General features: G+C 61.2%; 25 protein-coding genes and 1 pseudogene. 14 read left to right on the top strand and 12 right to left on the bottom strand.

Features of this window, described 5'->3' with window-relative positions; translation table 11 throughout:
• Positions 1-415: 415 nt before the first annotated feature.
• From NKJ09_RS23930 to NKJ09_RS23950, 3 genes and pseudogenes are all read left to right on the top strand, one after another.
• A complete protein-coding gene (locus NKJ09_RS23930) occupies positions 416-889 on the top strand; it encodes an SDR family NAD(P)-dependent oxidoreductase (RefSeq protein ID WP_352495920.1) in 474 nt (157 codons plus the stop codon).
• Between the two features lie 381 nt (positions 890-1,270).
• On the top strand, positions 1,271-1,393 hold the full coding sequence (locus tag NKJ09_RS23945; protein WP_352495923.1) for a hypothetical protein: 123 nt from the start codon (positions 1,271-1,273) through the stop codon (positions 1,391-1,393).
• A 267-nt stretch (positions 1,394-1,660) separates the two neighbouring features.
• A pseudogene (locus NKJ09_RS23950) lies at positions 1,661-2,862 on the top strand (IS256 family transposase).
• Between the two features lie 87 nt (positions 2,863-2,949).
• On the opposite strand, the gene NKJ09_RS23955 reads toward NKJ09_RS23950, so the two are convergent.
• The 3 genes from NKJ09_RS23955 to NKJ09_RS23965 form a co-directional block, all read right to left on the bottom strand.
• A complete protein-coding gene (locus tag NKJ09_RS23955) occupies positions 2,950-3,921 on the bottom strand; it encodes an oxygenase MpaB family protein (RefSeq protein WP_023718682.1) in 972 nt (323 codons plus the stop codon).
• A 94-nt stretch (positions 3,922-4,015) separates the two neighbouring features.
• Positions 4,016-4,261, bottom strand: a complete 246-nt coding sequence (locus NKJ09_RS32530; protein ID WP_023718681.1) for a hypothetical protein — start codon at positions 4,259-4,261, stop codon at positions 4,016-4,018.
• Positions 4,262-4,290: 29 nt separating this feature from the next.
• Positions 4,291-5,064, bottom strand: coding sequence for a sulfite exporter TauE/SafE family protein (locus NKJ09_RS23965; RefSeq protein WP_023718680.1), 774 nt, complete (start codon positions 5,062-5,064; stop codon positions 4,291-4,293).
• Positions 5,065-5,909: 845 nt separating this feature from the next.
• Here NKJ09_RS23965 and NKJ09_RS23970 point away from each other — a divergent pair.
• The 4 genes from NKJ09_RS23970 (at position 5,910) to NKJ09_RS23985 (ending at position 8,372) form a co-directional block, all read left to right on the top strand.
• A complete protein-coding gene (locus NKJ09_RS23970) occupies positions 5,910-6,359 on the top strand; it encodes a thiosulfate oxidation carrier protein SoxY (protein WP_023718679.1) in 450 nt (149 codons plus the stop codon).
• 39 nt (positions 6,360-6,398) lie between these two features.
• Entirely contained in the window at positions 6,399-6,701 is a 303-nt protein-coding gene (soxZ, locus tag NKJ09_RS23975; protein ID WP_084642623.1) for a thiosulfate oxidation carrier complex protein SoxZ, read from the top strand.
• 90 nt (positions 6,702-6,791) lie between these two features.
• Positions 6,792-7,097 carry a c-type cytochrome gene (locus tag NKJ09_RS23980; protein ID WP_023718677.1) on the top strand — a complete coding sequence of 102 codons (306 nt, stop codon included), beginning with the start codon at positions 6,792-6,794 and terminating at the stop codon, positions 7,095-7,097.
• 6 nt (positions 7,098-7,103) lie between these two features.
• Positions 7,104-8,372 (top strand): NAD(P)/FAD-dependent oxidoreductase, encoded by a 1,269-nt coding sequence (locus tag NKJ09_RS23985; RefSeq protein WP_023718676.1) that lies wholly within the window; start codon positions 7,104-7,106, stop codon positions 8,370-8,372.
• Between the two features lie 8 nt (positions 8,373-8,380).
• On the opposite strand, the gene NKJ09_RS23990 is transcribed toward NKJ09_RS23985, so the two are convergent.
• The 9 genes from NKJ09_RS23990 to NKJ09_RS24030 all read right to left on the bottom strand — a co-directional run bounded on the left by NKJ09_RS23990 (position 8,381) and on the right by NKJ09_RS24030 (position 17,631).
• Positions 8,381-10,507 (bottom strand): heavy metal translocating P-type ATPase, encoded by a 2,127-nt coding sequence (locus NKJ09_RS23990; RefSeq protein ID WP_023718675.1) that lies wholly within the window; start codon positions 10,505-10,507, stop codon positions 8,381-8,383.
• 56 nt (positions 10,508-10,563) lie between these two features.
• Complete coding sequence (locus NKJ09_RS23995) at positions 10,564-11,292, bottom strand: urease accessory protein UreH domain-containing protein (RefSeq protein ID WP_031193909.1); 729 nt, start codon at positions 11,290-11,292, stop codon at positions 10,564-10,566.
• A gap of 30 nt (positions 11,293-11,322) precedes the next feature.
• Positions 11,323-11,445, bottom strand: a complete 123-nt coding sequence (locus NKJ09_RS24000; RefSeq protein ID WP_023718673.1) for a hypothetical protein — start codon at positions 11,443-11,445, stop codon at positions 11,323-11,325.
• 153 nt (positions 11,446-11,598) lie between these two features.
• A complete protein-coding gene (locus NKJ09_RS24005; protein WP_023718671.1) occupies positions 11,599-11,823 on the bottom strand; it encodes a hypothetical protein in 225 nt (74 codons plus the stop codon).
• A gap of 151 nt (positions 11,824-11,974) precedes the next feature.
• Positions 11,975-13,639 carry a cbb3-type cytochrome c oxidase subunit II gene (locus tag NKJ09_RS24010; RefSeq protein WP_023718670.1) on the bottom strand — a complete coding sequence of 555 codons (1,665 nt, stop codon included), beginning with the start codon at positions 13,637-13,639 and terminating at the stop codon, positions 11,975-11,977.
• Positions 13,636-15,078 (bottom strand): cbb3-type cytochrome c oxidase subunit I, encoded by a 1,443-nt coding sequence (locus NKJ09_RS24015; RefSeq protein ID WP_023718669.1) that lies wholly within the window; start codon positions 15,076-15,078, stop codon positions 13,636-13,638. Before NKJ09_RS24015 ends, NKJ09_RS24010 begins: the two co-directional genes overlap by 4 nt.
• A gap of 145 nt (positions 15,079-15,223) precedes the next feature.
• On the bottom strand, positions 15,224-15,685 hold the full coding sequence (locus tag NKJ09_RS24020) for a c-type cytochrome (RefSeq protein ID WP_023718668.1): 462 nt from the start codon (positions 15,683-15,685) through the stop codon (positions 15,224-15,226).
• Between the two features lie 11 nt (positions 15,686-15,696).
• Positions 15,697-16,842 carry a metallophosphoesterase family protein gene (locus tag NKJ09_RS24025; protein WP_023718667.1) on the bottom strand — a complete coding sequence of 382 codons (1,146 nt, stop codon included), beginning with the start codon at positions 16,840-16,842 and terminating at the stop codon, positions 15,697-15,699.
• Between the two features lie 90 nt (positions 16,843-16,932).
• The gene (locus NKJ09_RS24030) at positions 16,933-17,631 is read right to left on the bottom strand and encodes a carboxypeptidase regulatory-like domain-containing protein (protein WP_502897183.1); all 699 of its coding nucleotides are present in this window, start codon (positions 17,629-17,631) and stop codon (positions 16,933-16,935) included.
• Positions 17,632-17,827: 196 nt separating this feature from the next.
• On the opposite strand from NKJ09_RS24030, the gene NKJ09_RS24035 reads away from it, so the two are divergent.
• The 7 genes from NKJ09_RS24035 to NKJ09_RS24070 all read left to right on the top strand — a co-directional run bounded on the left by NKJ09_RS24035 (position 17,828) and on the right by NKJ09_RS24070 (position 25,426).
• Positions 17,828-18,433, top strand: coding sequence for an SCO family protein (locus NKJ09_RS24035; protein ID WP_023718665.1), 606 nt, complete (start codon positions 17,828-17,830; stop codon positions 18,431-18,433).
• Positions 18,434-18,513: 80 nt separating this feature from the next.
• Positions 18,514-18,756: a hypothetical protein gene (locus tag NKJ09_RS24040; RefSeq protein WP_023718664.1), complete on the top strand. Its 243-nt coding sequence runs from the start codon at positions 18,514-18,516 to the stop codon at positions 18,754-18,756.
• Between the two features lie 70 nt (positions 18,757-18,826).
• Complete coding sequence (gene hemA / locus NKJ09_RS24045) at positions 18,827-20,185, top strand: 5-aminolevulinate synthase (RefSeq protein ID WP_502901319.1); 1,359 nt, start codon at positions 18,827-18,829, stop codon at positions 20,183-20,185.
• 54 nt (positions 20,186-20,239) lie between these two features.
• The gene (groL, locus tag NKJ09_RS24050) at positions 20,240-21,883 is read left to right on the top strand and encodes a chaperonin GroEL (RefSeq protein ID WP_352494533.1); all 1,644 of its coding nucleotides are present in this window, start codon (positions 20,240-20,242) and stop codon (positions 21,881-21,883) included.
• Between the two features lie 605 nt (positions 21,884-22,488).
• Positions 22,489-22,908 carry an aquaporin gene (locus NKJ09_RS24055; protein WP_352515656.1) on the top strand — a complete coding sequence of 140 codons (420 nt, stop codon included), beginning with the start codon at positions 22,489-22,491 and terminating at the stop codon, positions 22,906-22,908.
• A gap of 812 nt (positions 22,909-23,720) precedes the next feature.
• Positions 23,721-24,227 (top strand): recombinase family protein, encoded by a 507-nt coding sequence (locus NKJ09_RS24065; protein ID WP_352494532.1) that lies wholly within the window; start codon positions 23,721-23,723, stop codon positions 24,225-24,227.
• 8 nt (positions 24,228-24,235) lie between these two features.
• The gene (locus NKJ09_RS24070) at positions 24,236-25,426 is read left to right on the top strand and encodes a recombinase family protein (RefSeq protein WP_352589624.1); all 1,191 of its coding nucleotides are present in this window, start codon (positions 24,236-24,238) and stop codon (positions 25,424-25,426) included.
• The last annotated feature ends 41 nt before the right edge of the window (positions 25,427-25,467 follow it).

Here is a 25,467-nt window from a genome sequence, read left to right on the forward strand (position 1 = left end):
TCCCGCACCATCCGGTAATGAAGAGATCGTGTTGCCCTAGATAAGAGATGTTGCGTGGTGCGGAAGCTGCCTCGCCGGCTCGTTCGGAAAAGGCGAGTAGCGACCTGCAAATCGGACAGGGTAAGATGCGGCAGAATGTTCCGGTGCAGATGTCGGGGGTTCAAGTCGCTAGACCGCTACATCGCGACACCCACTATCGAGGATGCCTTCTTCTACTATTGGCGTCACGCCACTTAGCCGCAAGTCCCGATTCTTGAGGACCAGGAGTTTTGGCCTAAGCCTGGTGCCTTTGAAGCGCTCACCCACGCAGAAAGCATATTGGAAAGTAGAGGTAAGTAATAAAGCTGATAATTTCACAAAAGTGATGCCAGGATTATATATTGTTTGCACTGATTGATAATGCAATGCTGGCATTCTGTCGAACCACAAAATGGCAGATACCTCGATCGAGGAATGGCGAAGGGTCAACATAGTCAACGTAGAAGCCGCATTCCTTCTCGCCCAGATATTTCTTCCAGGGATGCGCTCGAAACGGTGGGGTCGGGTGATCAATATCTCCTCCTATGCCGCCAAAAGCGGAGGCTTGACCGCAGGGACGGCGTATTCAGTTTCGAAGAGCGCGATGATCGGGCTGACCTTTTCAATTGCCCGCGAGACCGCTGGCCAGGGCGTGACCTCGAATGCAATTGCGCCCGCCTACGTAATGTCGCCGATGGTTTCCGAACAGCTCAACGACGAACAGCGCGCGGCCCAGCTTGCTCAAATCCCGGTCGGGAGATTTTGCGAACCTCAAGAAGTCGCCCACACCGTTTCATTCCTCGCGTCTCCTCTAGTCGGTTTCATCACGGGCGAGGTTATCGATATGAACGGTGGTCTCCATTTCGATTGAGCTGCATACAATGGAAAATCGTCTTTCTCACGCCAATTTGGCGCTCGCATCAGCCGGTGTCCAAATTCCTCGGTACGATCGACGGAGTGTGACGCCCGGAATCGTGCATCTCGGTATCGGCAACTGGCACAGGGCCCATCAGGCAATCTATACGGATGATTGCCTGGCCGCGGGACAACTCGATTGGGGCATGATTGCAGCCTGCTCCGGAGTTCGGACACGCGGGACGCGCTTGCTCCCCAAGATGGTTTGTACACAGTTGTCAGTCGTCAAGATGAACAGACGAGCCTTCGGATAGTCGGTTCTATCGGCCATATTCTTGTCGCACCGGCGGGCCCCGCTCAGCTGCTGGAGGCGCTTTTGGACCCGCGGATCAGGATCGTGACTTTGACAGTCACCGAGAAGGGCTACACGGTCATCTCGGGCGGCGGCTCCGGCCACGAGCCGGCCCATGCCGGTTTTGACGGTACGACGGCTTCACTGTTGCCGGCAGCCGCCCGGTAGTTTGTTCGCGTCTGCTTGGCGGGCCTGCGTCACGCCCCGCCGTCCAGTGGGCTATCGAGTTCGTGCCTTCAAGACGCGTTAACTAGAAGCTGAACGTCTGCACGACGCGGGTCGCGTCCCCACAGGTGGTGTAGCTCGGCGGTAGCGAAGCCGCTCGCGGGCGCGCCCTCGATAGCGCTGTAGCGAGCGAGCGGCTTTGCGGTGGTCATCGACAGTTCGCCGGTAAGGTCGGGTTGCTGACACCAACCTGATTCGAAGGAACCATCGATGACCGACGACATGATGAACCTGCGCGCGCTCGTGGAGAAGACTCCGGATTCCGATCTCTTGCGCGAGATGATCGGCTTTGCCGCCGAGCGGCTGATGGAGCTGGAGGTTGGCGCCGCCACCGGCGCCGCCTATGGCGAGAAGAGCCCGTTGCGCACGGCCCAGCGCAACGGCTATCGCGAGCGCGACTGGGACACGCGCGCCGGCACCGTCGAGCTGCGCATCCCCAAGCTCAGGAAGGGCTCCTACTTCCCCGGTTTCCTCGAACCGCGCCGCATGGCCGAGAAGGCGCTGACCGCCGTCATCCAGGAGGCCTACGTCCAGGGGATCTCGACCCGCTCGGTCGACGACCTGGTCAAGGCCATGGGCATGAGCGGCATCTCCAAAAAGCCAGGTCAGCCGGCTGTGCGAAGAGATCGACGGCAAGGTCAAAGCGTTCCTTGAAAGTCCCATCGAGGGCGACTGGCCATATCTGTGGATCGACGCCACCTACCTGAAGGTGCGCCGCGGCGGCCGCATCGTCTCGGTCGTCGTCATCATCGCTGTCGGCGTCAACGCGGACGGCCAGCGCGAGGTGCTGGGCATGGAGGTCGGCACGTCTGAGGCCGAGCCGATCTGGACGGAGTTCCTGCGCAAGCTGACCCGCCGTGGCCTGCGCGGCGTCAAGCTCGTCGTCTCCGATGCCCATGAAGGTATCAAGGCGGCCGTCACCAAGGTGCTGTGCGCGACATGGCAGAGGTGCCGCGTCCACTTCATGAGGAACGTGCTGGCCCATGCCGGCAAGAGCGGGCGCCGCGTCGTCTCCGCTTTCATCGCCACCGCCTTCGCCCAGGAAACGCCCGGGGCCGCAAGCACGCAATGGCGCGCCGTCGCCGACCAGATCCGGCCGAAGGTGCCGAAGCTGGCGACAATCATGGACGACGCCGAGCCCGACGTGCTTGCCTACATGACTTTCCCCAAGGAGCACCGCGCCAAGCTGCACTCGACCAACCCGATCGAGCGCCTCAACGGCGAGATCAAGCGGCGCACCGAGGTCGTCGGCATCTTCCCAAATGATGACGCCATCGTCCGCCTGGTTGGCGCGATCCTGCTCGAACAGAACGACGAATGGGCCGTGCAGCGCGCCAGATACATGACGCTGGAAACCATCAGCCAAATGAGCGATGATCCTTCTGATCAGCCTGCCAGCCGTGGCAGGCTGATCAGCCCGGCCCCATGCCGGAGAGCGCGGCGACCAAGCCGTCAGCTACACCACTCCCTGGGACACGATCACGACGCGTGCCTGACATTTAGTCAAGGAACGAACACTGTCCGGTTCTGTGTAGGTTTTCGGATGCCGTTCGGCGATAGAGATAGCTCTCGGAAAGGCCGAGGCGGCGGCACGACTGGACGGCTGGTGATGAATGAAGCACGGTGCTGTCGCAGATTGCACCCGTCGTCTTCACAACAGCACGCTCCCACGGCTTCAAGGTCCAGCGGTCGCCGAGTTCCAACCGCTTGCGGACCCATTGGGGTAGGATCTCGACGGCCGCCTTCAGAAGCGGCCGCTGAAGGGGTCGAGCAACTCCCGGCAAGGCGGGAACTTCTTCCATGATCTCCAGGAACTCCGACACGATCGGCGACGCGACGAGTCTTTGCCTCATCACGTCGAACAGCGCGTAAAGCTCGGCCTGAGACGTGGGCGCGCCGACCGCACCATAGAGAAGCGCCACGGGGCGAGCCTCAGCAAACATCGCGTCCCGTTCGAAAAAATGCAGACGATGCACATAGACGTGATAGGCCTCCATGAAACCAAACTCGGCCGTCGCTTGCACCCAGTCCAGCAGCTCCGGGTCGGTGGCGTGGTATGGCTCGCCTTCGCTGGTTCGACCCGAAACGCGCCCATGCATCCTGACCACATCTTCAATCATGGCCTTAGCCTTGGATCGGGGGCCGTAGACCGTGACCAAAGCAGCGAGGCCCGTACGCTGCAATCGTCGGAGCGCGAGGGAGCGGAAGCTGCTGTGCTGCCAAATGGCGTCGCGAACCCGCGGCTCTGCCAATTCGAGCAGCACCGCCGTTACCCCGCCGATGAACAGCGCAACAGGGTTCTTAAAAATGCGCCAGGACACCGAGTTGGGTGGTAACAGCGCCGGCTCGCCTTCCGGAGTCGAGAAGTCCATCTGAGATCCGAGCCGCTGGCGCATGAACGACTGGGCAAGAGTGTCCACACGACGCTCAAGCGGGCGAGGCAGAGAAATGATGCCCGAGTTGCGAAACATGGTACGCCTCGAACTACTGAGAATAGCAAGCGTTAGACCTGTGGCTAGCGGATGCAATATGCACGAACGTCTTTGGTCTTCCCGTCGTTCCAAATCATCCTCGCGCGAAGCCGATGAACCCTGCTTGATCTGCCCTGTTGCCAATGATGATGGAGCAAGGCTCGGGCGTGGTCATCCATGTCACCTCGATCCAGCGCGAGCTTCCGCCGCAGTCGGGCCTCGTCTGCCGATAGGAGAAGGCAAGATCTTGTGGCTTGACGACACCGGCATCGAGCATGAATCCGGCGATCGCGCCGCCCAGCCAGCCCGCTCCGATGCCGATCCTGGTCGAAGTGCTCATTTCCTTGCCTCCGTTCGACTGTCTCACGGTCAGAGCAATCCAGTTAGTTCGAGTGTCTGGTAGCCGGCCAAAAGCGTGATCAGAAATCCCACAAGCCGCAGGAGCGTCCTCTCCCGCAATGTCTTGACCATCCTTCCCGCCAGCGGCGCCGCTAAAACGCCTCCAACGATCAGTCCGGCAACAGATGTTAGGTCGCGGAATTCGCCGGCTTGCTCCCAATGGCCGGTTACAATCGTGGCGAGGAAGCTCAGCGACACTGAAAGTGCAATCAGGAACTCGCTCGCATTGACCGTGCCGATAACGAATCGCGGTTGTCCACCCGCGCCGAGTAGACCGGTGGTGGCAACAGGACCCCAGCCCCCACCGCCTGCGGCGTCCAGGAATCCGGCGGTTGCGCCCAACGGCGCCACGATTTTCAGCTTCACGGGGTTGGTGGGGATACGATGAAACGACCGATATAGTAACCAGCTCCCAATAACCGCGAGATATGCTGTAACGAATGGCTTGACCTGATCTCCGTCAAACGAAGTGAGTACGAAAGCGCCGAGCATACCGCCGCCGACACCAAAGGGGATCAGTCGCCAAAACAGTTTCCAATCGATGTTGCGATGATAAAGATGAGCCGATCCGGAAGCGGCGGTGGTGAACAATTCCGCAGCATGAACTGAAGCTGATGCTTGTGCCGGTGGCACCCCGAAGGTGAGGAGCACCGTCGAAGAGATCACGCCATAGGCCATCCCTAGAGCACCATCGACCGCCTGGGCCAGAAACCCGACGGCTGCGAACAGTAGGAACTCTTCCATGAGTGGCTCCGCGCATGAGTAGCGTCGCGCATAACGAAGCCTCACATGTGCAGTGGCACACCGAGGCTTTATAGCTCGACCAAGCTGCAGTCGTGATGCTCTTGGCACGCAGGAAACGGACCCATGCGTCGGCTTGTTCCGCGAAACTCAGCCCTTAGCGCGGGCCTAATAGCATAATGGCCGCAAGGCCCATGAATGACGCCAATCCCGCCCGGTTTGGTGGCAATGGCGATGACCTGGCTTCAGGGGCATTCCCGTTCTTGCGACAGGGGATAATAAGCAACCGAGAGTTCGGCATTTCTTGAATTGAAGGTCACTAGCAAGACGCTGACCTGACCTTCAACGTGCAATGTCGGCTTCTGGTGCACGTTGTCCTCCGAAATGTTGTGCGCCTGATCTCTAGTCGGACTAGCCGAGACTGAGACGAGCCAGCGCGTGGGTCCAAATCGCTCGGCGACGCCGCGACATCGTGCGGTGCGACCCATTAGTCCGGAACCGGAATTTATGACCTTAACCGGTCCTTCTTCAGCCTTATCATGAATGTCGCACATGCTTGTAAATCCGACATTGCGCTGGCGCTGTTCAGAGCGCTCCAGTTAGTTTGAGCGTCTGATAGCCGGGCAAGAGCGTGCTTAGAAATCCGACAAACGCAGGAGCGTCCTTTTCCTGCAATGTCTTGACCGTTTTGAGGGCGGCTAAGAGATCTTGGGCACTTCTAAGAGATTTGCTCGCAGCGGTTGGCGGTGCTAAACTTCAAAGCTGCCGCACTGATGTGTCCGATTGCGCCGCCTCCTGCCGCTGTTGATGTGTGTCTTCGGAGTGACGCAAAAAAGGCGGAGACCGGGATGATGAGCTTGACGCGCCGGGATGTGTTGATCGCCGGGAGTGCAGGGTTTGCCGGAGTCGCGCTCTTATCGCCGCAGAGCGCGCGTGCGAACGATGAAGCGCTGGATCTCGTCGAACAGTTCACCGGACGGACAGCCACGGTGTCGGATCGCCTTCACCTGATAATGCCGACATACTTCCCGACCGGCTATACCGTGCCCATGAGTCTTTACATCGACAGCCCCATGACTGAGGCCGACCATGTGAGGCAAATGCGCGTGTTCGCGCCGCGGAACCCGCTTATCGAAGTCGCCAGTTTCCATTTCGTCCCCCAACGCAGCCTGCCCCGCGTGTCGACCCGCATCCGCCTTGCCAAACCGCAGCATGTCATCGCTGTCGCCGAAATGAATGACGGCAATTTGCTGATGACCACGACGTGGGTCCGTGTCGCCACAGATGGCTGTGCCTGAGAACGGAGAGAGACAGTGACTACCGCAACACCACGCGTGATCGTGCCGAGCGCTGCGGCGAAGGGAGAGTTTTTTCAGGTCAAGACCATCATCAGCCATGAGATGGAAACAGGGCTGCGCCATGATGATCAAGGCAATGTAATCCCGCGCAAGATCATCAACAGGTTTGTCTGCCGCTACAACCAATCCGTGGTGTTCAGCGTCGATCTCCACGAGGCGATTTCGGCTAACCCGTTCTTCGAATTTTCCCTGCGCGCGACGGAGAGCGGCCGGCTCGATTTCGTATGGGAGGAGGACGGCGGTGCCGTCTACACGTTGTCGCACCGGCTCACGGTCGGTTGAGGTGGCGACGCAATCGAGCTGCGCGAGTTATGGCGTGACAAGTTGAGTGGGAGCGTGACCGGAAAACTCCGAAACAGACGGGTATTCAGCATGCGTCCCGTCGCGAGATCTGCGATTGCCACGGGCCTCGTGCTTCTCGTCAGCCAATCCGGCGCGGCGGCGGGGGCCGATCAAGGCGCTCAACTCGCCGCGACCTGTGCGTCCTGCCATCGCCTCGATGGCGGCGGCACAGGCATTCCCAGCATCATCCGGCTTGGTGAGGAGAGGCTCACCAACGCCCTGCTTGCCTACCGGGCGAGCGAGAGTCCAAATCACATCATGCACGCTATCGCGCTGTCGCTCAGCGACGAGGAGATCGCGAGCGTCGCGCGCTATGTCGCAGCGCAGGGAAAGTAGCGCGCCATGAAATTCTGGACGCGTCGCGAGTTCGGCCGCCTGACTGGAGCAGCGTTGCTAACGGCGCTCAACCAGCCGAAGGCGCGGGGCCAGGCCAAGGCGCGTGTCGTCGTGATCGGCGGCGGCATCGGCGGCGCAACGGTCGCCAGATATCTCGCCGTCAGCGCCACGGCTATCGAGGTGACCCTGGTCGAACCGCGACAGAGCTACACGACCTGCTTTTTCAGCAATCTCTATCTCGCCGGGCTCCGCCCGTTCAAATCGCTCAGTCATGGTTATGAAGCGCTGGCAAAACAATATGGCATCACCGTCATTCATGAGTCCGCTGAAGCGATTCACCCGGCGGCGAAAACCGTTGCGCTGAACAACGGTTCGAAGCTCAGCTACGACCGTCTCGTTGTTGCGCCAGGCATCGCATTCAGGGATCGGGCGCTTAGGGGCTATGACGAAGCTGCGATGGAGATCATGCCGCACGCCTGGAATGCAGGGCCGCAAACCAGCCTGTTGCGCCAGCAATTGGAAAGCATGGAGGACGGCGGCCTATTCGTCATCGTCGTCCCGCCGAATCCATTTCGCTGTCCGCCCGCCCCCTATGAGCGCGCTTCGCTCATCGCCTCCTATTTCCAGCGCAGCAAACCCAAGGCCAAAATTCTGATCCTCGATTCGAAAGACAGCTTCAACGCGCAGGACCTGTTCCAGGACGCTTGGAACCGCCACTATCCGGGAATGATCGAATGGCTACCGGCCCAGTTCACTGGCGGGGTCACGGCGATCGACGCGAAGACCCGGTCGGTGATCACCGAGGGAGCAACATTCAAGGCCGCGGTGGCCAATGTCATCCCGGCGCAAATGGCCGGGCGCTTGGTGCAGCAGGCAGGGCTCGCCAATCAGTCGGGCTGGTGTCCGGTCGATCCGGTCACCTTCGAATCGGCGCTGCAGCCCGGCGTCCATCTGGTCGGCGACGCGATCATCGGCGGGGATATGCCGAAATCCGCCTTCTGCGCCAACAGCCAGGCCAAAGCCTGCGCCTTTGCCATCGCGGCCGATCTCACCGGATCAGCGCGTTTCCCGGCGCATTTGTTCAACACCTGCTACACCTATCTCGCCCCCGACGATGCGTTCAGCAACGCCATCAGCTTCAAGCCCGTCGACGGAAAGCTCAAGAGCGTCATCAGCTTCGTCAGCAAGGTCGAGGAAAGCTCCGAGGTCCGCCGGCAGGCAGCGCGCGCGGCGGAAGGCTGGTACGACGCCTTCACGCACGACGTGTTTGGCTGAAACGAAACTCAACTCCGCTCGACGGCCGGGCCGGCCATTGCGGAAATGCCGGCACCATTCTGGGCGCGCTCCGCCTCGGCGCCGGATCGTTGCTCCGGGATCAGCGTTGCAACAGGATCGGGCAGCCGCTCCAGCCGCAGCGAATTCACCACCACGAGGATGCTCGAGCCGGCCATGACCGCCGCCGCAAGGATTGGCTGCAGAAGTCCGAATGCTGCGAACGTCAGGGCGACGAGATTGTAACCGAACGCCCACATAAGGTTGGTCAAGATGGTCCTGCGCACCGCGCGGGCCACGTCGACGATCCAGGGCAGCATCCACAATCCGTCCGCAGGCAGCACGAGCGCCGCAGTCTCGCGGGCGAGATCGGTGGCGGAGCCGACGGCAATACCGACATCTGCGGCGGCCAGAACTGGCCCGTCATTCAGTCCATCGCCGACCATTGCCACCGCATCGTGGTCATGGCGGAGCCGATCCAGGGCCAGCCGTTTGGCCTCCGGCGAAAGGCCCGCTTGGACGTCCTTGATCCCGACCAGGGCCGCGATCCGCTCCGCCGCTTGCGCCAAGTCGCCGGTCAACAGCGTGGCGTCGAGCCCGCGCTCACGCAGGGCCGCGATCGCGGCCTGCGCCTCGGGAAGCGGCGAATCATCGAGCGACAGCACGGCGTGAACCCGCTCGCCCCAACCGACATAGACCACCGAATGACCGCTCGCCTCCAGCGACCGCGCACGCTCGGCCAGCGACGGGGGAAGCGGCCAGCCCAGATCATTCATCAATCTGCCGTTCCCTGCCGCCACGGGCCGGCCTTCGGCGCTGCCGCGGATGCCACGGCCGGGAACCATCCGGACCTCGCGGGTGACGAGCGGCGTGATGCCCCGCTGAGCGGCGGCTGCCGCGATGGCCCGCGCCAGACCATGCTCGGAATGGCGCTCCAGACCGGCGGCGCGCGCCAGTACTTCGTCGATGCCGACCTCCTCGCGGTCGACGCCGACGAGACGCGCTTTGCCCGCCGTCAGAGTGCCGGTCTTGTCGAAGGCGAGCAACCGTACACGCGCCAGGGTCTCGAGCACGCCGGGGTCGCGGACGAGGCAGCCGTGCCGCGCCAGCCGGCCGATGCCGAGCGATATCGCCATCGGAGCAGCGAGGCCGACTGCACAAGGACAGGCAACCACCAGCACCGAGAGGCCAATCAGCAACGCCCGATCGAACGGCAATGACTGGGCCCAGTAAACGATCGTCAGCCCGCCGAGGGCGAGGACGAGCGGCACGGACACGCCAACGACGCGATCGGCAAGGCGCTGGGTTGGACTGCGACGGCCCAGCGCTTCGCGCACCGACCGGCAAATCCGTGCCCAGCGGGTTGCGGTTCCGTCACCGCTGCTTTGGATCAGGAGCGGGCCGTCGATATTGATACTGCCGGCAATCACCTTGGAGCCGGCGCGCTTTGTCACTTGCCGGCTTTCTCCGGTAATCACGGCTTCATCGGTGTTCGATTCCCCCTCGACAACCACGCCGTCGACCGGAATGCGCTCGCCTGGCCGGACCCGCACCAGCATGCCGGCCGTCACCTCCCGCACCGGACGGCGGATCTCTGCCGCGCCATCGACCGCGGTCGCGCTCTCGCTTTCTGCGGCCAGAAGAGGTTCGAGGTCGCGCGCCGCCCTGGCGCGGCCAACAGCCTCGAGATAGCGGCCAACTGTGAATAGCATCAGCACCATCACGGCGGTGTCGAAATAGACATGCGTGCTGCCCTCGAACACGGCAAATGCCGAATAGAGGTAAGCGGCAGCGACGCCAAGCACGATGAGTGCCGACGACGTCACTCGTCCCTGAATGCCATTGAGCCACATGTCGCGCAGATAGGGTCCGCCGAGAATCACCACCGCCGGCGTGGCGAAGATCCAGAGCAAAAAGTGAATCCACGGCAGCACGCCCGCATCGACGCCGGTGAACGCGTCCGAATAGAGGAGGAGGCTGAACATCATGATATTCATGGAGAGAAAGCCTCCGACGCCGAGCTGGATCAGAAGCCAGGCGGCTTCCCACTCTTCGTGTCTGCCGCTCTTCACCTGAAAGGCGATACAACAGCCGTAGCAGCAGAACGCGCAAGCCTCACCGTTGAGCCTGCGCTCCATCGGGCGCAGACCGACGGGGAGCGAACAATGGCTACAGAGGATATCGCCATGCGCAGTCATGCGGGATGCCCGCCCGGCCAGGCAAGGCCGATATGCGCGTCGGAAGGCAGGAGACCACGGCCGAGCGTGATGAGACCGAGCAAAAGAATAAAGCCACCAGCCAGCCGCACGCCGCGCCGCCGCCAGGCTGGCCCGAGTATCCGGCCAACGCCGCCCATCATCAACATCGCGGGGAAGGTTCCCAGTCCGAACGATGCCATGACGAGAAACCCGGGAAGCGCTCCGGCGGTGCTCGCCGCCTGAGCGGCGAAGGCATAGACCAAGGGACATGGCAGGAAGCCGTTGAAAACGCCAAAGGCGAGCGGTGCGGCGCTGCTCCGGGCCGTCAACAGACCGCGCAGGGACAATGCAAATGTGCTGCCGCCAAATCCGATCGCAAGGCGATGAAAGACCTGCAGCAAGCCGAAGAACTGCAACGCCATGGCAATCATGAGCAGGCCAGCGACGATCGCGAGAATTCGTTGGGCGATGTCGAGGGAGCCGTTCAAGAGCGGCGCCGCCGTTAGCCCTTGCGTGGTGCAGATGACCTGACCGATCGCGCCCGCGAGCCCGCCCAGAAAGCAATAGGTTGTCAATCGGCCGGTATTATAGAGCAGGTGGCGAAGGACGGTTGCGCCTCCCCCTCGCTGATCGCGGCCCAGCGCGCAGGCAAAGCCGCCGCACATGCCGATGCAATGAAAGCTGCCTGCAAATCCAGCGGCGAAGATCACGAGGTAGTACATCATTGGCGTTTGCGCAGTGGCGCGGACGCGGCGCTATTGCCGCACAAGATACAAAAGAAAGAGGATAAAGCCGACGGTGCAGCCGCCATAGATGAGGAAGCCAAGCATCTGCGGCAAGCCGGCGTCAGCAAGCTTGAAGACGGTATCATGTAGCATCCGCTGCTCCTATGTCAGCCGAAATAAAGACGAAGCACGTTTATCGCCACCTCGAAGCACAGGAAAAGGAGGTTCAATGCGGCGACCCCAAGGAGAATTTTGGCTATCATCGTCTCCATCACTCCTGTCTTGCTAGCCCTTGCGACCGTCTACTTAGAACAGACGGCCGGGCCCGAGCCCGCCCCAATAAACATACATGTAGTACAGCCCCCAGGCGAACAGCAGCACGTAGACGACGAGAAGCCATAGCGGAATGAATCCCACACGCGCCTGTATCAGGCCGCCGGCATAGTCCTCCAGTTCAGGGTGCGAGCTTTGACGCACATCCAGTTCCGGATGCGTCGGGCTCTCCGGATCGCTGCTCTGCAGATCGCTCATTCTCCATTTCCCTTTCAAAAAACCCGTTGGCGGCTTTATCGGTGCCGCTCAACGCGCCGGATAGGACGCCCCAGATGAACAAGAACAGGGCCGCCAGGCTCATCAGCATGGCGCCCGCATAGGGTCCGGTGACTTCAAAACCGAGCATGCGCTAACCTCCGGTGGGCGCCTGTTCCTCGCCAGGCGGAGCTGGCGGGCCGGACGCCGGCACCGACGGATCGGGCACATAGGCTCGCTCCGGCTTGTCAGCGACCAGTTTCAGATCGTTCAGCGCCGCGCGGGTCTCCTTCTTGATCGACAGCGGCTGCAGCGAGAGCGGGTCTTTATAGGCGGAAAGCGCCACCACGAAATAGGAAAGCGCCCACCGGTCCTCGTCCGGAAAGGCATCCCGATAGGACGGCATCGGCGTGCCGCTGAGGCCGGTAGTTATCGTCCGGAAGATGTCTTCGACGGCCGGGCCAGACTTGAACTGGCCGCTGGTGAGGTCGGCCGGCACGGTGGCGAACCCGATATCATCCTTAAGGCCCGCCGCCTTCTCGCCGTCGCCCTTGCCAGCTTGGCCGTGGCACTCCCAGCACTTCGCCACCTGCCAAACCTCCTTGCCACGGTCCAGCATCGTCTGGGACGGGGTCGGCGGGCGCCCGATATACAACGGTGGGCCAGGCGGTTCCTCGACGAAGAAAGCGTAAGGACTGGCGGGATTGGAACGGTCAACCGCTAGCTCATATTTAATGTACTGGATCACCGCCAGGCGATCGTTGAGCGGCAGTTCGTACCAAGGGGGCATTGCCGTGCCGCGGATGCCGCGAGTAATGGTGCGCAGCATGTCGCCGTCCGTGGGCAGGGGCTCCTTTGTCAATCTGAACTTGAAGACTGCGGACGTGAAATTCCTGGGCCGCTGGTTAAACATAAAGGTGGCGGCCGGCCCGTTGCCGTCGCCTTTGGCACCGTGGCAACCGATGCAGCGGCGCTCATAGACTTCCTTGCCATAAGCAATCCATTCCTCGGAGCGCGGCATCGTCGCATCCATGACCTCCAGGCTTTGCGGCTCGAAAAGATCGCGCCATTTACCCCGGTTCGTGCCGAGCTTCTGGACGTAGGAAACAAGCGCCGCCAGCGATTCCGTCTCCGCCGCGATGCTGACGGTTTCGCCTGTGTATTCGTCGTTCGGCGTCAGGATGATCGGCTTTCTTTCGCGCGCCTTCAGCGGCACGAACAGCAACCCGTACGCATTGGGCGTCAGCTGGATCGCTTGCTTGCTGTCGAAGTCGAACAGGCCTTTGGTGACCTCTGTCCTTTCCAGGGTCCGATTGCCAGCGCCGTCGTCAACGATACGGACGGCTGCATCGGGCTCGTGGAAGAGGCCGCGATACGGCGCCATTATCGAGTCCGGCACCAGCATCCGCGGATTGTAGAAGTGCGCCAGGTGCCATTCGTCGCTGTATTTCAGGCCGACGCGCGTCAGGTCCGGTCCGATCCGGCGTGTGCCTAACAGGTGCGGCACGTCATAGGCGTATTCGCCCGCCTCGCTGACCGGTCCCCAGCGGCGGATCTCGCCGGTCACCGGCCGCACGAATTGCGAATGGCAGTACCAGCAGCCTTCGCGCAGGTAAATGTTGCGGCCGCGACGCTGCTGCTCGGTGTAGTCCGTCGCTTCTGAAACCGTCCATTTCAGCTGGCCGAAATCCGTGCGCACCACCGAGGTCACGCGCGTAGTTCGCGAGGACGGCTCCACGAAGGGCAGCACGCCCTGCGTGATCACCGCAAGGGTGATGCAGAAGACGCCGGCGAACAGCGCGAAGAAGCGAACGTTCACTGCGCGGGCCCTCCCGCCGGGGCCGGGATAGGCGCCTCCACCGGCCCGCGGGCGCGTCGCGCCTCAGCCGCCGGGCTGGTCAGTGCGGTCAGCATCAGATTCACCACCAGCAGCGACATACCGATATCCATGCTGATGCCTGCCAGGGTCCGCGCCAGCCAGTAGGGCTTCACCCAGACGAGCGAGTCGAGCCATTCGACCCCATTCATCCATTGATAACCCTGCTGCAGCCCGCCGGCTGTGAGGACCAGGCCCATGGTCGTGATGCCGACGGTGATCAGCCAGAACGACCAGTTGCCGAGCTTGAAGGACCAGAGTTCGCGCCCGAACAGCCGCGGCCAAGTATAGAGGAGGCCCCCCATCGCCCAGACGACGAAGGTGCCGAACACGGTGAGATGCGAATGCGAGATGACGAAATCGGTGAAATGGGTCGGCTGCTGCAGCTGCCGCAGCGCCTCGGTCGAGCCCTGGAAGCAGCCGACGAGATACATGAGCGAGCCCATGATCAGGAACTTCGCCGGCAAGTTCCTGCCGAACTCATGCCACCTGCCCATCATGGTGCCGAAGAAGTTCACCAGCACCGTCCACACCGGAATGATCAGCAGCATCGACGTGACGACGGCCAAGGTCTCGGCCCAGTCCGCGATCGGGCTGTAGAGGTAATGGTGGATGCCGACGAACGGGTAGAACAGTGCCAGGGACCAGAAGCCTACCAGCGAGAGCTTATGGGCATAGAGCGGATTTCGCGCGCTGACCGGCAGGAAATAGTAGATGATCACGTAGCCCGCGGGCGTTATCCACAGCCCGACGATGTAGTGGAGATAGAGGCCATGGAAGGCGGCGCTGTTGATGCCCGAGATCGTGTATGGCAGGATGAAGCTTCCAAGCACGAAGTTCATCGTCGTCCACACGAAAGTGGCGATCAGGTACCATAGCGCGACATAGATCGCCGGCTCCAGCCTTCGACTGATCGTGATCAGGAACTGCGCGGTAGCAACAGCCACCACGATGAAGAATGCGACCTTCGCGTAGAGCGGAAGCTCTCCGGCTTCCAAACCGTCACTGTCGCCGAGCAGCAAGCCGACCAAACCGGCAAGCGTTGCGACGTTCCAGACCCATGCGAGAAGAACCGACCACTCCGACCATATCACCCGCACCCCCGACAGACGCGGCACGAGATAGTAGCAAAGGCCGATGAAAAGCGTCGAGAAGGCGCCGAAGATGACACCGTTGACGTGGACCGGGCGCAGCCGGCCGAAGGTGAGCTCGAGGTTCCCCGATCCGAGATAGTCGGGGTAGTTGAAGGTGCCCGAGATCATGACGCCGACGGATGGCGTCACCATCAGCCAGAACATGCCGAAATAAAGCCAGGTCCGCACGACCCGTTTGTCGACCAGCGCATCCAGGTCCACATTCGCGAACTTGCCGCGCAACTCCATCGCAGTCTCTGCCAACGCATGGCCCTCCCCGCGCGGTTCAAGGGCCGCACGACTGCTTTAAGCCCACCGTTCCCCATCGAGGTGTCACTCCGATGGCGGACTCGCTTCGCGCTCCCTGAAGCCGGTGCCCCGGCTATCGACGAGACTAGTATTTGCCTGGCACCAACACCGAGCCGCTGTTCGACCAGGTGATGTACGCCTCGAGCGCCTTCATCGCCTCCGATTCGGGATCGATCTTCTCGCCCTGGCTCGGTTTCTCGATGCACCAGTTGATCATGTCGCGCAGTGTCGCGAACTTGGCCATCGACGCCTGGAACTTCGGGAACGCCTGCGGGTGGGTATCGGAGGCCATCGGATGGCACATGGCGCAGGCCCACCCGGTGGTCGACAGCTTGACGCCCAACTGCTCCTTCATCGCCGCATCACCATGGAACAGGAGGTCTCCTTTCCTGACCTCCTCCATGAACGCTTCTTGATAGAGTTTCAGCTGCTTTGGCGTTACCGGATCCTTGTTGGCACTGGCCGGCCCGACGACGGCAGCTGCGACGACTGCTCCGGCGACGATGGAACGCCTCAGAATGCAGAGGAATGTCGATGTGTTTATCATAGCCACCACCGTTATGGATTTGCCCATGGGTACTGTTTGTCGGCGATGCGTGACCGTATGACCTCCGCAATGCTCTTGTCGTGGTCCTCCGGCGACTGGACGAACACCTCCTTGCGGCCCCACATGATGTACTCGACATCGACCTTATCGTCGGCGTTGACGTTCACGGTTTCCCAACCGACCCCGTCGAAGGGATCGCCCGGATCGACACGGATCATCGGCTTGGTAAGCTTGGGCAAGCCTTCCGGCGCATACGGCCACGGCCAGGAGGTCGCCAGCATGCCGATCGAGCGCATGCTGCCGATCTCGTTGTAGAGCACCTGGTGCACGTGACCGTGGATGTTGGTGACCTTGGTATAAGGCTTCAGCACGTCATTCACTTCGCGCCAGTCGCGCACCCAGAAGTTCCAGGGCGGGTAGTACTCGTACAGCGGATTATGGCTGAAGATGACGATCGGTTTGGACTTATCCCAGTCGGCGAGTGTCTTCTGCATCCAGTCGAGCTGGTCGCGGCCGACGCCGGCCCACGCGCCGGCAACCGTGCCGTCGAGGGTAGCCATATGGCCCATGCGCTCCTCTGGCGTCATCTTCTTCGCTGTCCAGTAGTCCGGTCCCCGGCTGACCGTATCGAGCCCAATGAAGCGCACGCCCTTGTGATCGAAGGTCCAGTTGGGTTGGCCGAACAACTCGCCCCACTTCTGGCCCATATCCAGATACCAGTCATGCTCGCCCGGGATGTAGTATTTCTTGATCGTCAGATCCTTGAGGAGCTCAACGCCAAGCTCAAGTTCCTCGATCTTTCCGAGCTGGGCCAGGTCGCCGCCGAAGATCAGGAAGTCGGCCGGCGGATCCATGGCCTGGACCTCTTGCACGGCGCGCACCACCTTGTCGACGAAGCGCGTGTTGAGGGATCTCTCGTAGAGATGGGTGTCCGAAATCCAGGCAAACTTGAAGGGCGCTTCGGCGGCGTGAGCGACGTCGATGGTGTTGAGCAGCGGCCACCACGCGAAGGTCTGGCCGACGGAAGCAGCGCCGAACAGCAGCGATCTGTGAATGAAGGTGCGGCGGGTGATTTGGAGCGAGTCGTCGGGGCGTACGCCAGGCTGCTGCAGCACCGCATGCATTTCGCGCCGAATGCGGTCAAGCTCGTCAGACATCAGGGTTCCTCCTCAGTGCAGACCGTTTCTTAAAGCGTCGGTCTTCTCGCAGGAACGCGACCCTGTTGAATCAGTGGGTCGCCCATTTTGTTATTTTTTCAGTTCAATCGTCAGACTGGTGGCCTTATTCTCCTCTACCGTGACGGGCTGCTCGATGGGCCCGGTGAAGGGATGGATCGCCACGAGCTTGTAGTCCCCCGGCGGAACATCGGTTATGCTGAATTTGCCATCGGCGCCGGTGACCGCGTAGTAGGGATTGTCCACCACATAGACCCAGCCCTCCATCCAGCCATGCGCGTCGCAATCGATGCGGACAGTGCCGGCACGCTTCAGTTCGACCGGTATGCGCTGGCCCTTATTGGGCAGCGCCAGGTTGAAGGCGGTGCGCTTGCCATAATAGCCGTGGGTGTTGTGGAGCACTGGGTCGCTGTTGACCACCTCCAACGAACCGGCCGGTATCATCTGCACCGCGGGCTCAAAGCGACATTTGAGGTTGTTAAGTTCAGGCAGCTTTCCGGGCTGCGGCCAGGCCTTTCCCTGTGCCACGTCGACCAGCTGCACCGCCGCGTTCAGCACGGCCTGATCGCTGCCGACTTCGATCAGCGGCTCCTCGCGGGGGTCGCCGCACACCTCGATATTCTTGGTGGGGATGATCTTTGTTGTCGGCACGTCGCCGCGGTAGACGATCGTACCCTCGATCGTTCCGCCTCCCGTGACCGGACCCACTTCGTAGGCTTGCGCAGACGCGGACATTATCGCAACGAAAGAGATCGCCGCTAGTCCGCTCATCAATTCGCGAATCATCATAAAAGCCACCTCCTTCAAGAGAGATGAGGGGCAACTCTCAAAAATAGAGCCAAACCAGTGCCATGTCTAGCCATCCAGCAACAAAATATGATAAAGTGGGTTGGTTTAGGCGAGTTTGTTAATCACAAACACACGCGGGGGTTTTGGCGCGTCATTCTCGAAGTGCCGGAGGTCCTTGATGAAGCGACGGCATCGACTCCTCCGCCCCTGGGCCTACGGTCCGCATCCCCTCTTCTGCATCATATTCGCAGCGGCCCTGTCGATCTGCCAACCGCTCGTGCGAGCTGACACGGCGCCTGTGACGGTCGGTGGCCCATTCACGCTCACGGCGCCGGACGGAACGACGGTCACCGATGAGACTTATCGCGGCAAATGGCTGCTGGTTTTCTTCGGCTATACGTCTTGTCCCGACATCTGTCCGACGACTCTGTCCGAAATCGCCGCGGCGATTGAGGAACTCGGCCCCGACGCCGCAAAACTGCAACCGCTCTTCATCACCGTCGATCCCGAACGCGACACGCCTGAGGTGATGGGAAGCTTTACCGCGGCGTTCGATCCGCGCATCGTAGGGCTGACCGGCAGCGCACAACAAATCGCTGCGGTTTCGGAGGCATATGGCGCCTACGGCGTGGCGCGCCAGGGCGAAGCGGGCGGTGACGACTACCTAATGGATCACGGCACCTACATCTACATCATGAACCCACAGGGGCAATTCGTGGAGGGGCTAGACTCTGACACACCAAGCAGCGGCATTGCCGCTAGGTTGGGTGAACTGGTGCGATGACACGATCCCTGGGATGACGCAGATCACGATTATGCAGTTGATCGATCCATAGAAAGTTGTCTTCCGGAAGGAGAGCGGCCATGCAAAGACATACAAAGGAAGCTTCGGAGCTTAAGGCATTGATCCTCGCGGATCTTCATAAGGAGCCGGGATGCGGGGACGTCACCGATTTTGTGATTCAGCGGCTCGAAACCAAGGAGAACGGGGCAAACTGGACTGTCAAATATCTGGATCCTAATCAAGATAAGGTCTGCGAGACGATTCTGATAAACATAGCGCGAATGTTGCAGCTCAACTTCGACCTTCCTGAACGCGGGTCGTGAGGAACGATGCGAGCGGGATCGGCGTGGATCGCGCTTCGACATAATTCGTATGCAAGCAGGGGAATCGGCGATGGCGGAACCCACAGCGTTGCACACCGGCAAATCTGGCGGCGTAAAGAACGTCATTGCGCCGCGACGATTTGGACCTCCGATGACCGGAGATGCGGGCGATACGGCCGATGGGCAAGGCGGTATCTTGGAGCCAGGCATTACGAGTTATGACGGTTTCTTTGCGGATGCGATCGCGCGTCTGCAGGGGGAATGGCGCTACCGTGTGTTCGCGGACCTGGAGCGCATCGCCGGACGCTTTCCCAATGCCGTGTGGCATTCCCCGCGTGGACCGAAGGACGTCGTGATCTGGTGCTCCAACGACTATCTCGGGATGGGGCAACACCCAAAGGTGGTCGCCGCCATGGTGGAGACTGCTACCCGCCTGGGAACGGGGGCCGGCGGGACGCGCAATATCTCCGGCACCAGCCATCCGCGCGTAGAGCTCGAGGGCGAGCTTGCCGATCTCCACGGCAAGGAGGCGGCACTGGTCCTCACGTCCGGCTATGTTTCGAACCAGACTGGCATCTCGACCATCGCCAAGCTGATCCCCGGTTGTCTGATCCTGTCCGATGCGCTCAACCACAATTCGATGATCGAGGGCATCCGCCAGTCCGGTAAGGAGAAGAGCATCTTCCGCCATAACGACGTCGATCATCTCGAGGAATTGTTGAAGGCGGCGGGTCCGGATCGGCCAAAACTCATCGTCTTCGAAAGTCTCTATTCGATGGGCGGCGACGTCGCGCCAATCAATCGCATTTGCGACATCGCCGATCGTTACGGCGCAATGACCTATCTCGACGAGGTCCATGCTGTGGGCATTTACGGCCCCCGCGGCGCCGGCATCGCTGCGCGCGACGGCGCCATGAACCGGATCGATGTGATCGAAGGCACGCTCGCCAAGGCTTTCGGCTGCCTCGGCGGCTATATCACGGGAAGTGCTGTGCTGATCGATGCGATTCGTTCCTATGCTCCGGGTTTCATCTTCACCGCCGCGTTGCCGCCGGCGATCTGCGCCGCGGCCACAGCGGCGATCAGGCATCTGAAAGCCTCGCAGTGGGAGCGCAAGCGCCAGCAGGACCGCGTCCGGCGGGTCAAGGCGGCGCTAGGGGCCGCTGCGCTGCCGGTCATCCTGGGCGACACCCATATCGTTCCGGTGGCTGTCGGCGATCCGGCGCATTGCAAAGCGGCGAGCGACCTGCTCCTGAGCGAGCACGGCATCTATATCCAGCCGATCAATTATCCGACCGTGGCGAAGGGAACTGAGCGGCTGCGCATCACGCCGACACCCTGTCATGAGGACATCATGATTGATCGGCTCGCGGCAGCTCTGTTCGATGTCTGGAACCGGCTCGGGCTGCCACGGGACAATCTCGCCTGAGCGGCCGAATGAGGCGTCGCCGTTCCCGAAAATTGGGTCTTAAGGATCAAGGAAATGGCTGCCAAGGAAATCATGTTCTCGTTCGAGGCTCGCGACAGAATGCTGCGCGGCATTGACACCCTGGCGAATGCGGTGAGCGTCACGCTTGGCCCGCTAGGGCGCAACGTCGCGATCGGTAGGGAGCACGGCGCGCCGCGGGTCACGAAGGACGGCGTGACCGTCGCCAGAGAAATCGAACTCGACAACAAGTTCGAGAACATGGGCGCCCAGATGGTGCGCGAGATCGCAACAAGAACTTCCTATCAGGCCGGCGACGGCACGACCACCGCCGTCGTGATCGCGCATGCGATCGTCCGGGAGGGCGCCAAGGCGGTGGCCGCCGGCATGAATCCCATGGACCTGAAGCGCGGCATCGATCTCGCGGTCGAAGCCGTCGTCGCGGAACTCAAGAACAACGCCACGAAGGTCACCTCGAACATCGAAATTGCGCAAGTCGGCACCATCTCGGCCAACGGCGATAGGGAGATTGGCCGCTGCCTAGCCGACGCCATGAAGAGGGTCGGCAATGACGGCCTGATCACTGTCGAGGACGGGACGTCGCTCGAAACCGAACTCGAATTCGTCGAGGGCATGCAGTTCGACCGCGGCTACATCTCGCCCCATTTCATCACCAATCGCGCAAAGATGCGGGTCGAGATGCAGGATGCCTATGTCCTCATCAGTGAGAAGAAACTGTCCAGCCTGAACGAAATACTGCCGCTGCTGGAGAAGGTGGTGCAGGCCGGCAAGCCGCTGCTCATCATCGCCGAGGATGTCGAGCGTGAGGTGATTGCGGCGCTGGTGGTCAACAAGTTGCGCGGCGCTCTCAAGGTTGCAGCAGTCAAGGCGCCGGCCTACGGAAACCGCCGCAAGGCGATGCTGCAGGATCTCGCGCTGATGGCCGGCGGAACGGTGATCTCGGAGGATTTGGGCATCAAGCTCGAGCATGCTTCCCTCGATATGCTCGGGCGCACCAAGAAGGTGATGATCGACAAGGCAAACACCACGATCGTCGGCGGCGCCGGCAAGCGGGCAAGCATCGAGGCCCGCATCGCTGAGATCAAGCTCGAGCTTGCGGAAACCACCTCCGATTACGACCGCGAGGAGCTCCAGGAGCGGCTGGCCAGGCTCGCCGGTGGCGTCGCCGTGATCCGGGTCGGCGGTGCCACCGAAGTCGAGGTCAGGGAAAAGAAGGATCGCATCGATGACGCGATGAACGCGACAAGAGCCGCGGTCGCAGAGGGCATTCTCCCGGGCGGCGGGGTCGCCTTGCTGCGCGCCGGCAGGGCGCTTAAGAAGCTCAAGGGCGGCAACGAGGACCAGCAGGTCGGCATCGCGATCGTCAGGAAGGCGATCACCTGGCCGGCTCGGCAGATCGCGATCAATGCCGGCCTGGAAGGCTCGGTCGTCATCGCCGGGATCCTCGAAAACGACGACAACGCCTATGGCTACGATGCCCAATCGGGCGTGTACGGGGATCTGGTGTCAAAGGGCATCATCGACCCGGCCAAGGTGGTGCGAACGGCGCTCCAGGGCGCGGCCTCGGTTGCGGGTCTTCTCCTTACAACGGAAGTCATGGTGGCCGAAGTGCCTGGCCCGCCGCCGCCGGAGCTTCCCGGTCACGAGCATCATCATCACGACATGGATATGGATTTCTGAGCGCATTGCGGGCGGCGGAAGCACCGAAGTGTCCGGACTGGATCGCCGCTGGCGACTGCTAGAGAAAGCCCACTCGTCCGAACCGCGGCCAACACAGCAGTATTCGGGATCAACTCCTGGAGGCACTCCCGGCTGAGCCATGATCATCGGTCGGCGATTCCGACGTGACGGTGACAGGCGGGGTGGTTCAATTTTGGGGTGCCTATCGTCCAAAGAGGACCGGGCTGCATCGCGCGTTCTGGCCGAGACTATCGCGGGCCTGCGCGAAGTTCAGGATCATCGGGTCTCGATCGAAAAAATCCCCCCAACCGCGTCTGACGCCACCCGGCAAGCGCGTCGCTTGGTATCCTATCCGTCCGTGTGCGGTAGAGATCTAGCTGCACACAGCCGCATCTTCCGCTTACTGTCGTGGCGGACGGTTGTCCGCGCGCGCAGTGGCTACCCGCTGCGCTGCGGCAAACAAATCCGGTCCATGGCCGCAGCGGCGCACTGCATTCGGCTCCAAGTCGTGAAGAGTGAGGCCTCACAATTCCAAGGGGATATGCTCATGAAAGCGTCGCCGCCGAGCTTTTCGGCACCTTCTTGTCTTCGGCTGCGCGTCAGTGGTGACAGGCGGTTTTGGCGGGCTGCTGCCGGCTCGGTCGCTTGGCATCGGCCTCAGCTTCGGCATCGCTGTAACCGCCCTGGCTTACGCGATTGGGCCACTCTCGGGCGCGCACCTCAATCCGGCCGTCACGCCGTGGACGCCTCCCACAAGGGCCACTTTGTATCCTGTTTCCCACATCGCCGCAGTCCTCAACGAAGGTCTACAGATGGCGCATTTGGTCCTTATCGGCTGCCGCAGAGCCAATCGCTCTCGAGTGCAGGCACTCCAGTGGAGTCCAGACGTTGGATTGGACCTCGACCTCTACAAAAGCACACTGAGCTTCCGGTCGGGCTACGACGGCATTCCGAAGCGATCGCTTCGGCGAGAAGTCGTCGTTCTCAATCGGGCGACCGGGGATACATCGGCGAAGACGGCATAAGGGAGGATGGGCCAGACCGAGCCGACGGAAAGGTCGTAGCCAAGGCCTTGGGGCGCATAGCGCCTGGCCGGGAGGCCGCCGCCAGTCAGACTGACGCGACGCGTCGTTGAGCGAGGTGGAGACCCGAGCGGGCTCGACGAGGGTCCACGGCGGTCACAATGTTGTGGTGATGATCGCAGTAGACGCGATCCGGCGAAGTTGGCCCAGCACAAAAACGATAACCGCCGGGTACTGACGGGTCTTCGCTCACCGGGAAGCGGCACTGATAGAGGCCTAGCTGAATGAGGGGGACGTCTCTCGAAGTTAGTCTGATATTTTCAGGCATGATGGTTTCCTAGTTCATAGCAATTGCCGGCTGACGGCCGCAGTGCGACCCGTCGGGGCGAGCTAGGACAACGGTCGAAGCCAGTCCGTGATTTGAACCTATGGCTTCGGATCGACAATCAGCGGGTTGGCCGCATCCAGGTGGCAAGTGTCCAACAAACTCAGCAGATGATCTTGCTGGCGGCTGTCCTTTTCACACGTCGTCGCATCCGATCTGTACGACCATGCGCCTGGCCCTCTTCCTTAGCACCGCACGGCCTCACATCCTTCACTCCGATGAAACAGTCGGAGAACAAACGGAATGCTGCGGGGCCAAGTGCTTGCATGCGTCAGGCGTTGGAGCATGCGCTCGATCCCACGTTAGTTCAGTTCGTGGAAGCTCTTGCGATTGCCGACGCTAGGCGCGATCATCTCGCTGTGAGGCTATCTGCTTCGACACCTAACTTGGATGTCGTCGAAGCAATTGGCTGCAACGGCGAGGTTCGTGAATGATACGCGCAGCCATTTACGCCCGGTTCTCGACCGAGCTGCAGAACGAGAAATCCACCGATGACCAGATCGTCCTTTGTCGCGCGTATGCAGCACGGCATCAGCTTGATGTGGTTGCGGCTTACGAGGACAAAGCTCGCTCGGGAGCTTCGATGTTTGGCCGTGCCGGCCTCATGAGATTGATGGATGCGGCGCGCGAACGAAAGTTTGATGTCGTCATTGTTGAGGCACTCGATCGCCTTTCGCGCGACATGGAGGATCTCGCTGGACTGCACAAACGACTGTCATTCCTAGGGATCGAGATCCAAGCTGTTCACGACGGCACAGCTGACGCAATCTTGATCGGAATACGAGGTTTGGTGGGCGAGGATGGCGCAAAAAAGGTACGTCGAGGAATGGCCGGAGTGGTTCGCGACGGGCGCCACGCCGGCGGTCGCGCATTCGGGTATCGGGCAGTTCTTGGGCGTCCCGGTGACTGGAGATCGTTGAAGAGGAGGCTGAGGTAGTTCGCCGGATCTTTGCGGCCTACACCTCTGGCCGGCCACCACGCGAAATCGCACAAGATCTCAATCGCGAGGGGGTTTGTCCGCCTCGCGGCACTCGTTGGAACGCCTCTACCATCAACGGAAACGCACAACGCGGCGCGGGGCTGATTTTGAACGAGCTCTATTTTGGGCGCATCGTCTGGAACAAGGTTCGGATGGTTAAGGACCCAGATACCGGCAGGCGTCTGTCCCGTCCGAATAGCCGCGACCAGTGGCAGACGATTGATGTCCCACACCTGCGTATCGTTGACGAAGAGATATGGCGACGCGCGCAGGACTTGAAGACAGAAAGATCTCGTCTGAAATTGAACGTGAAACGTCGGCCACCGCATCTCCTCTCGGGCCTGTTGCGATGTGGCTGCTGCGGTTCGGGCATGTCGGTGCACGATCGCGACAAGACTGGCAAAACACGAATCCGCTGCTCGACAGTTCGTGAGAGCGGCAGCTGTCCCAATCGTCGCATAGTTTACCTGCGGAGCGTGGAGAATGCTGTATTGGATGGAATGCGTGACGAGCTGAAGGACCCGCGTCTCATTGAGATCTACGTCCGGAATTATAATGAAGAGCGTCAACGGCTAGCAGCCCGTGCGTCCAACGTTCGGGTCACCCTTGAGACAAAGATCGCACGGATTGAAGCCGAGCGACAACGCAGCATTGACCTGGTGGTCAAGGGAATTATTGGTGATGACGACGCCCGAGAGCGTATCGCCGAGTTGAAAGATCGACGCATCGAGGCGGAGGCAGAACTTGCCAGTCTTGAAGAGGCGCCATCGACCCTTACTCTGCATCCGGCAGCGATAGAGAAGTATGTCAAAACGGTCGATGAGCTCGCTTCGGTCTTAGCTCATCACGCCGAGGCGGATGACGATCGGGGCGTGCTGGTCAAGAGCTTCCGCGCGCTCGTTCATTGTGTGACGGTTCATCCCAAAGGGCCGCGACAGGATATTGAGATCGAGGTCAAAGGCAAGCTTGCCGCCCTCATCGGCGGCAACACATTCCCCCAAGCGCGGTATGCTGGAGAACGCGCGGTGGCCGAGGAGCGCCACAGGCAAGATCCCACTATTACGTACGATAGTGGGTTTAGGGTGGTAGCGGGAGAGCGCTACCGCCTTTCCCCCCACTCATCGAACCACCAGTTCCGGCTTCGTTGCTGCGGCTGAGCGAGATAAGTCGAGCGGCGACAATGCCTTTGGTCGCCGAA

This window comes from Mesorhizobium sp. M0189, from assembly GCF_040322135.1.
Classification (GTDB): domain Bacteria; phylum Pseudomonadota; class Alphaproteobacteria; order Rhizobiales; family Rhizobiaceae; genus Mesorhizobium.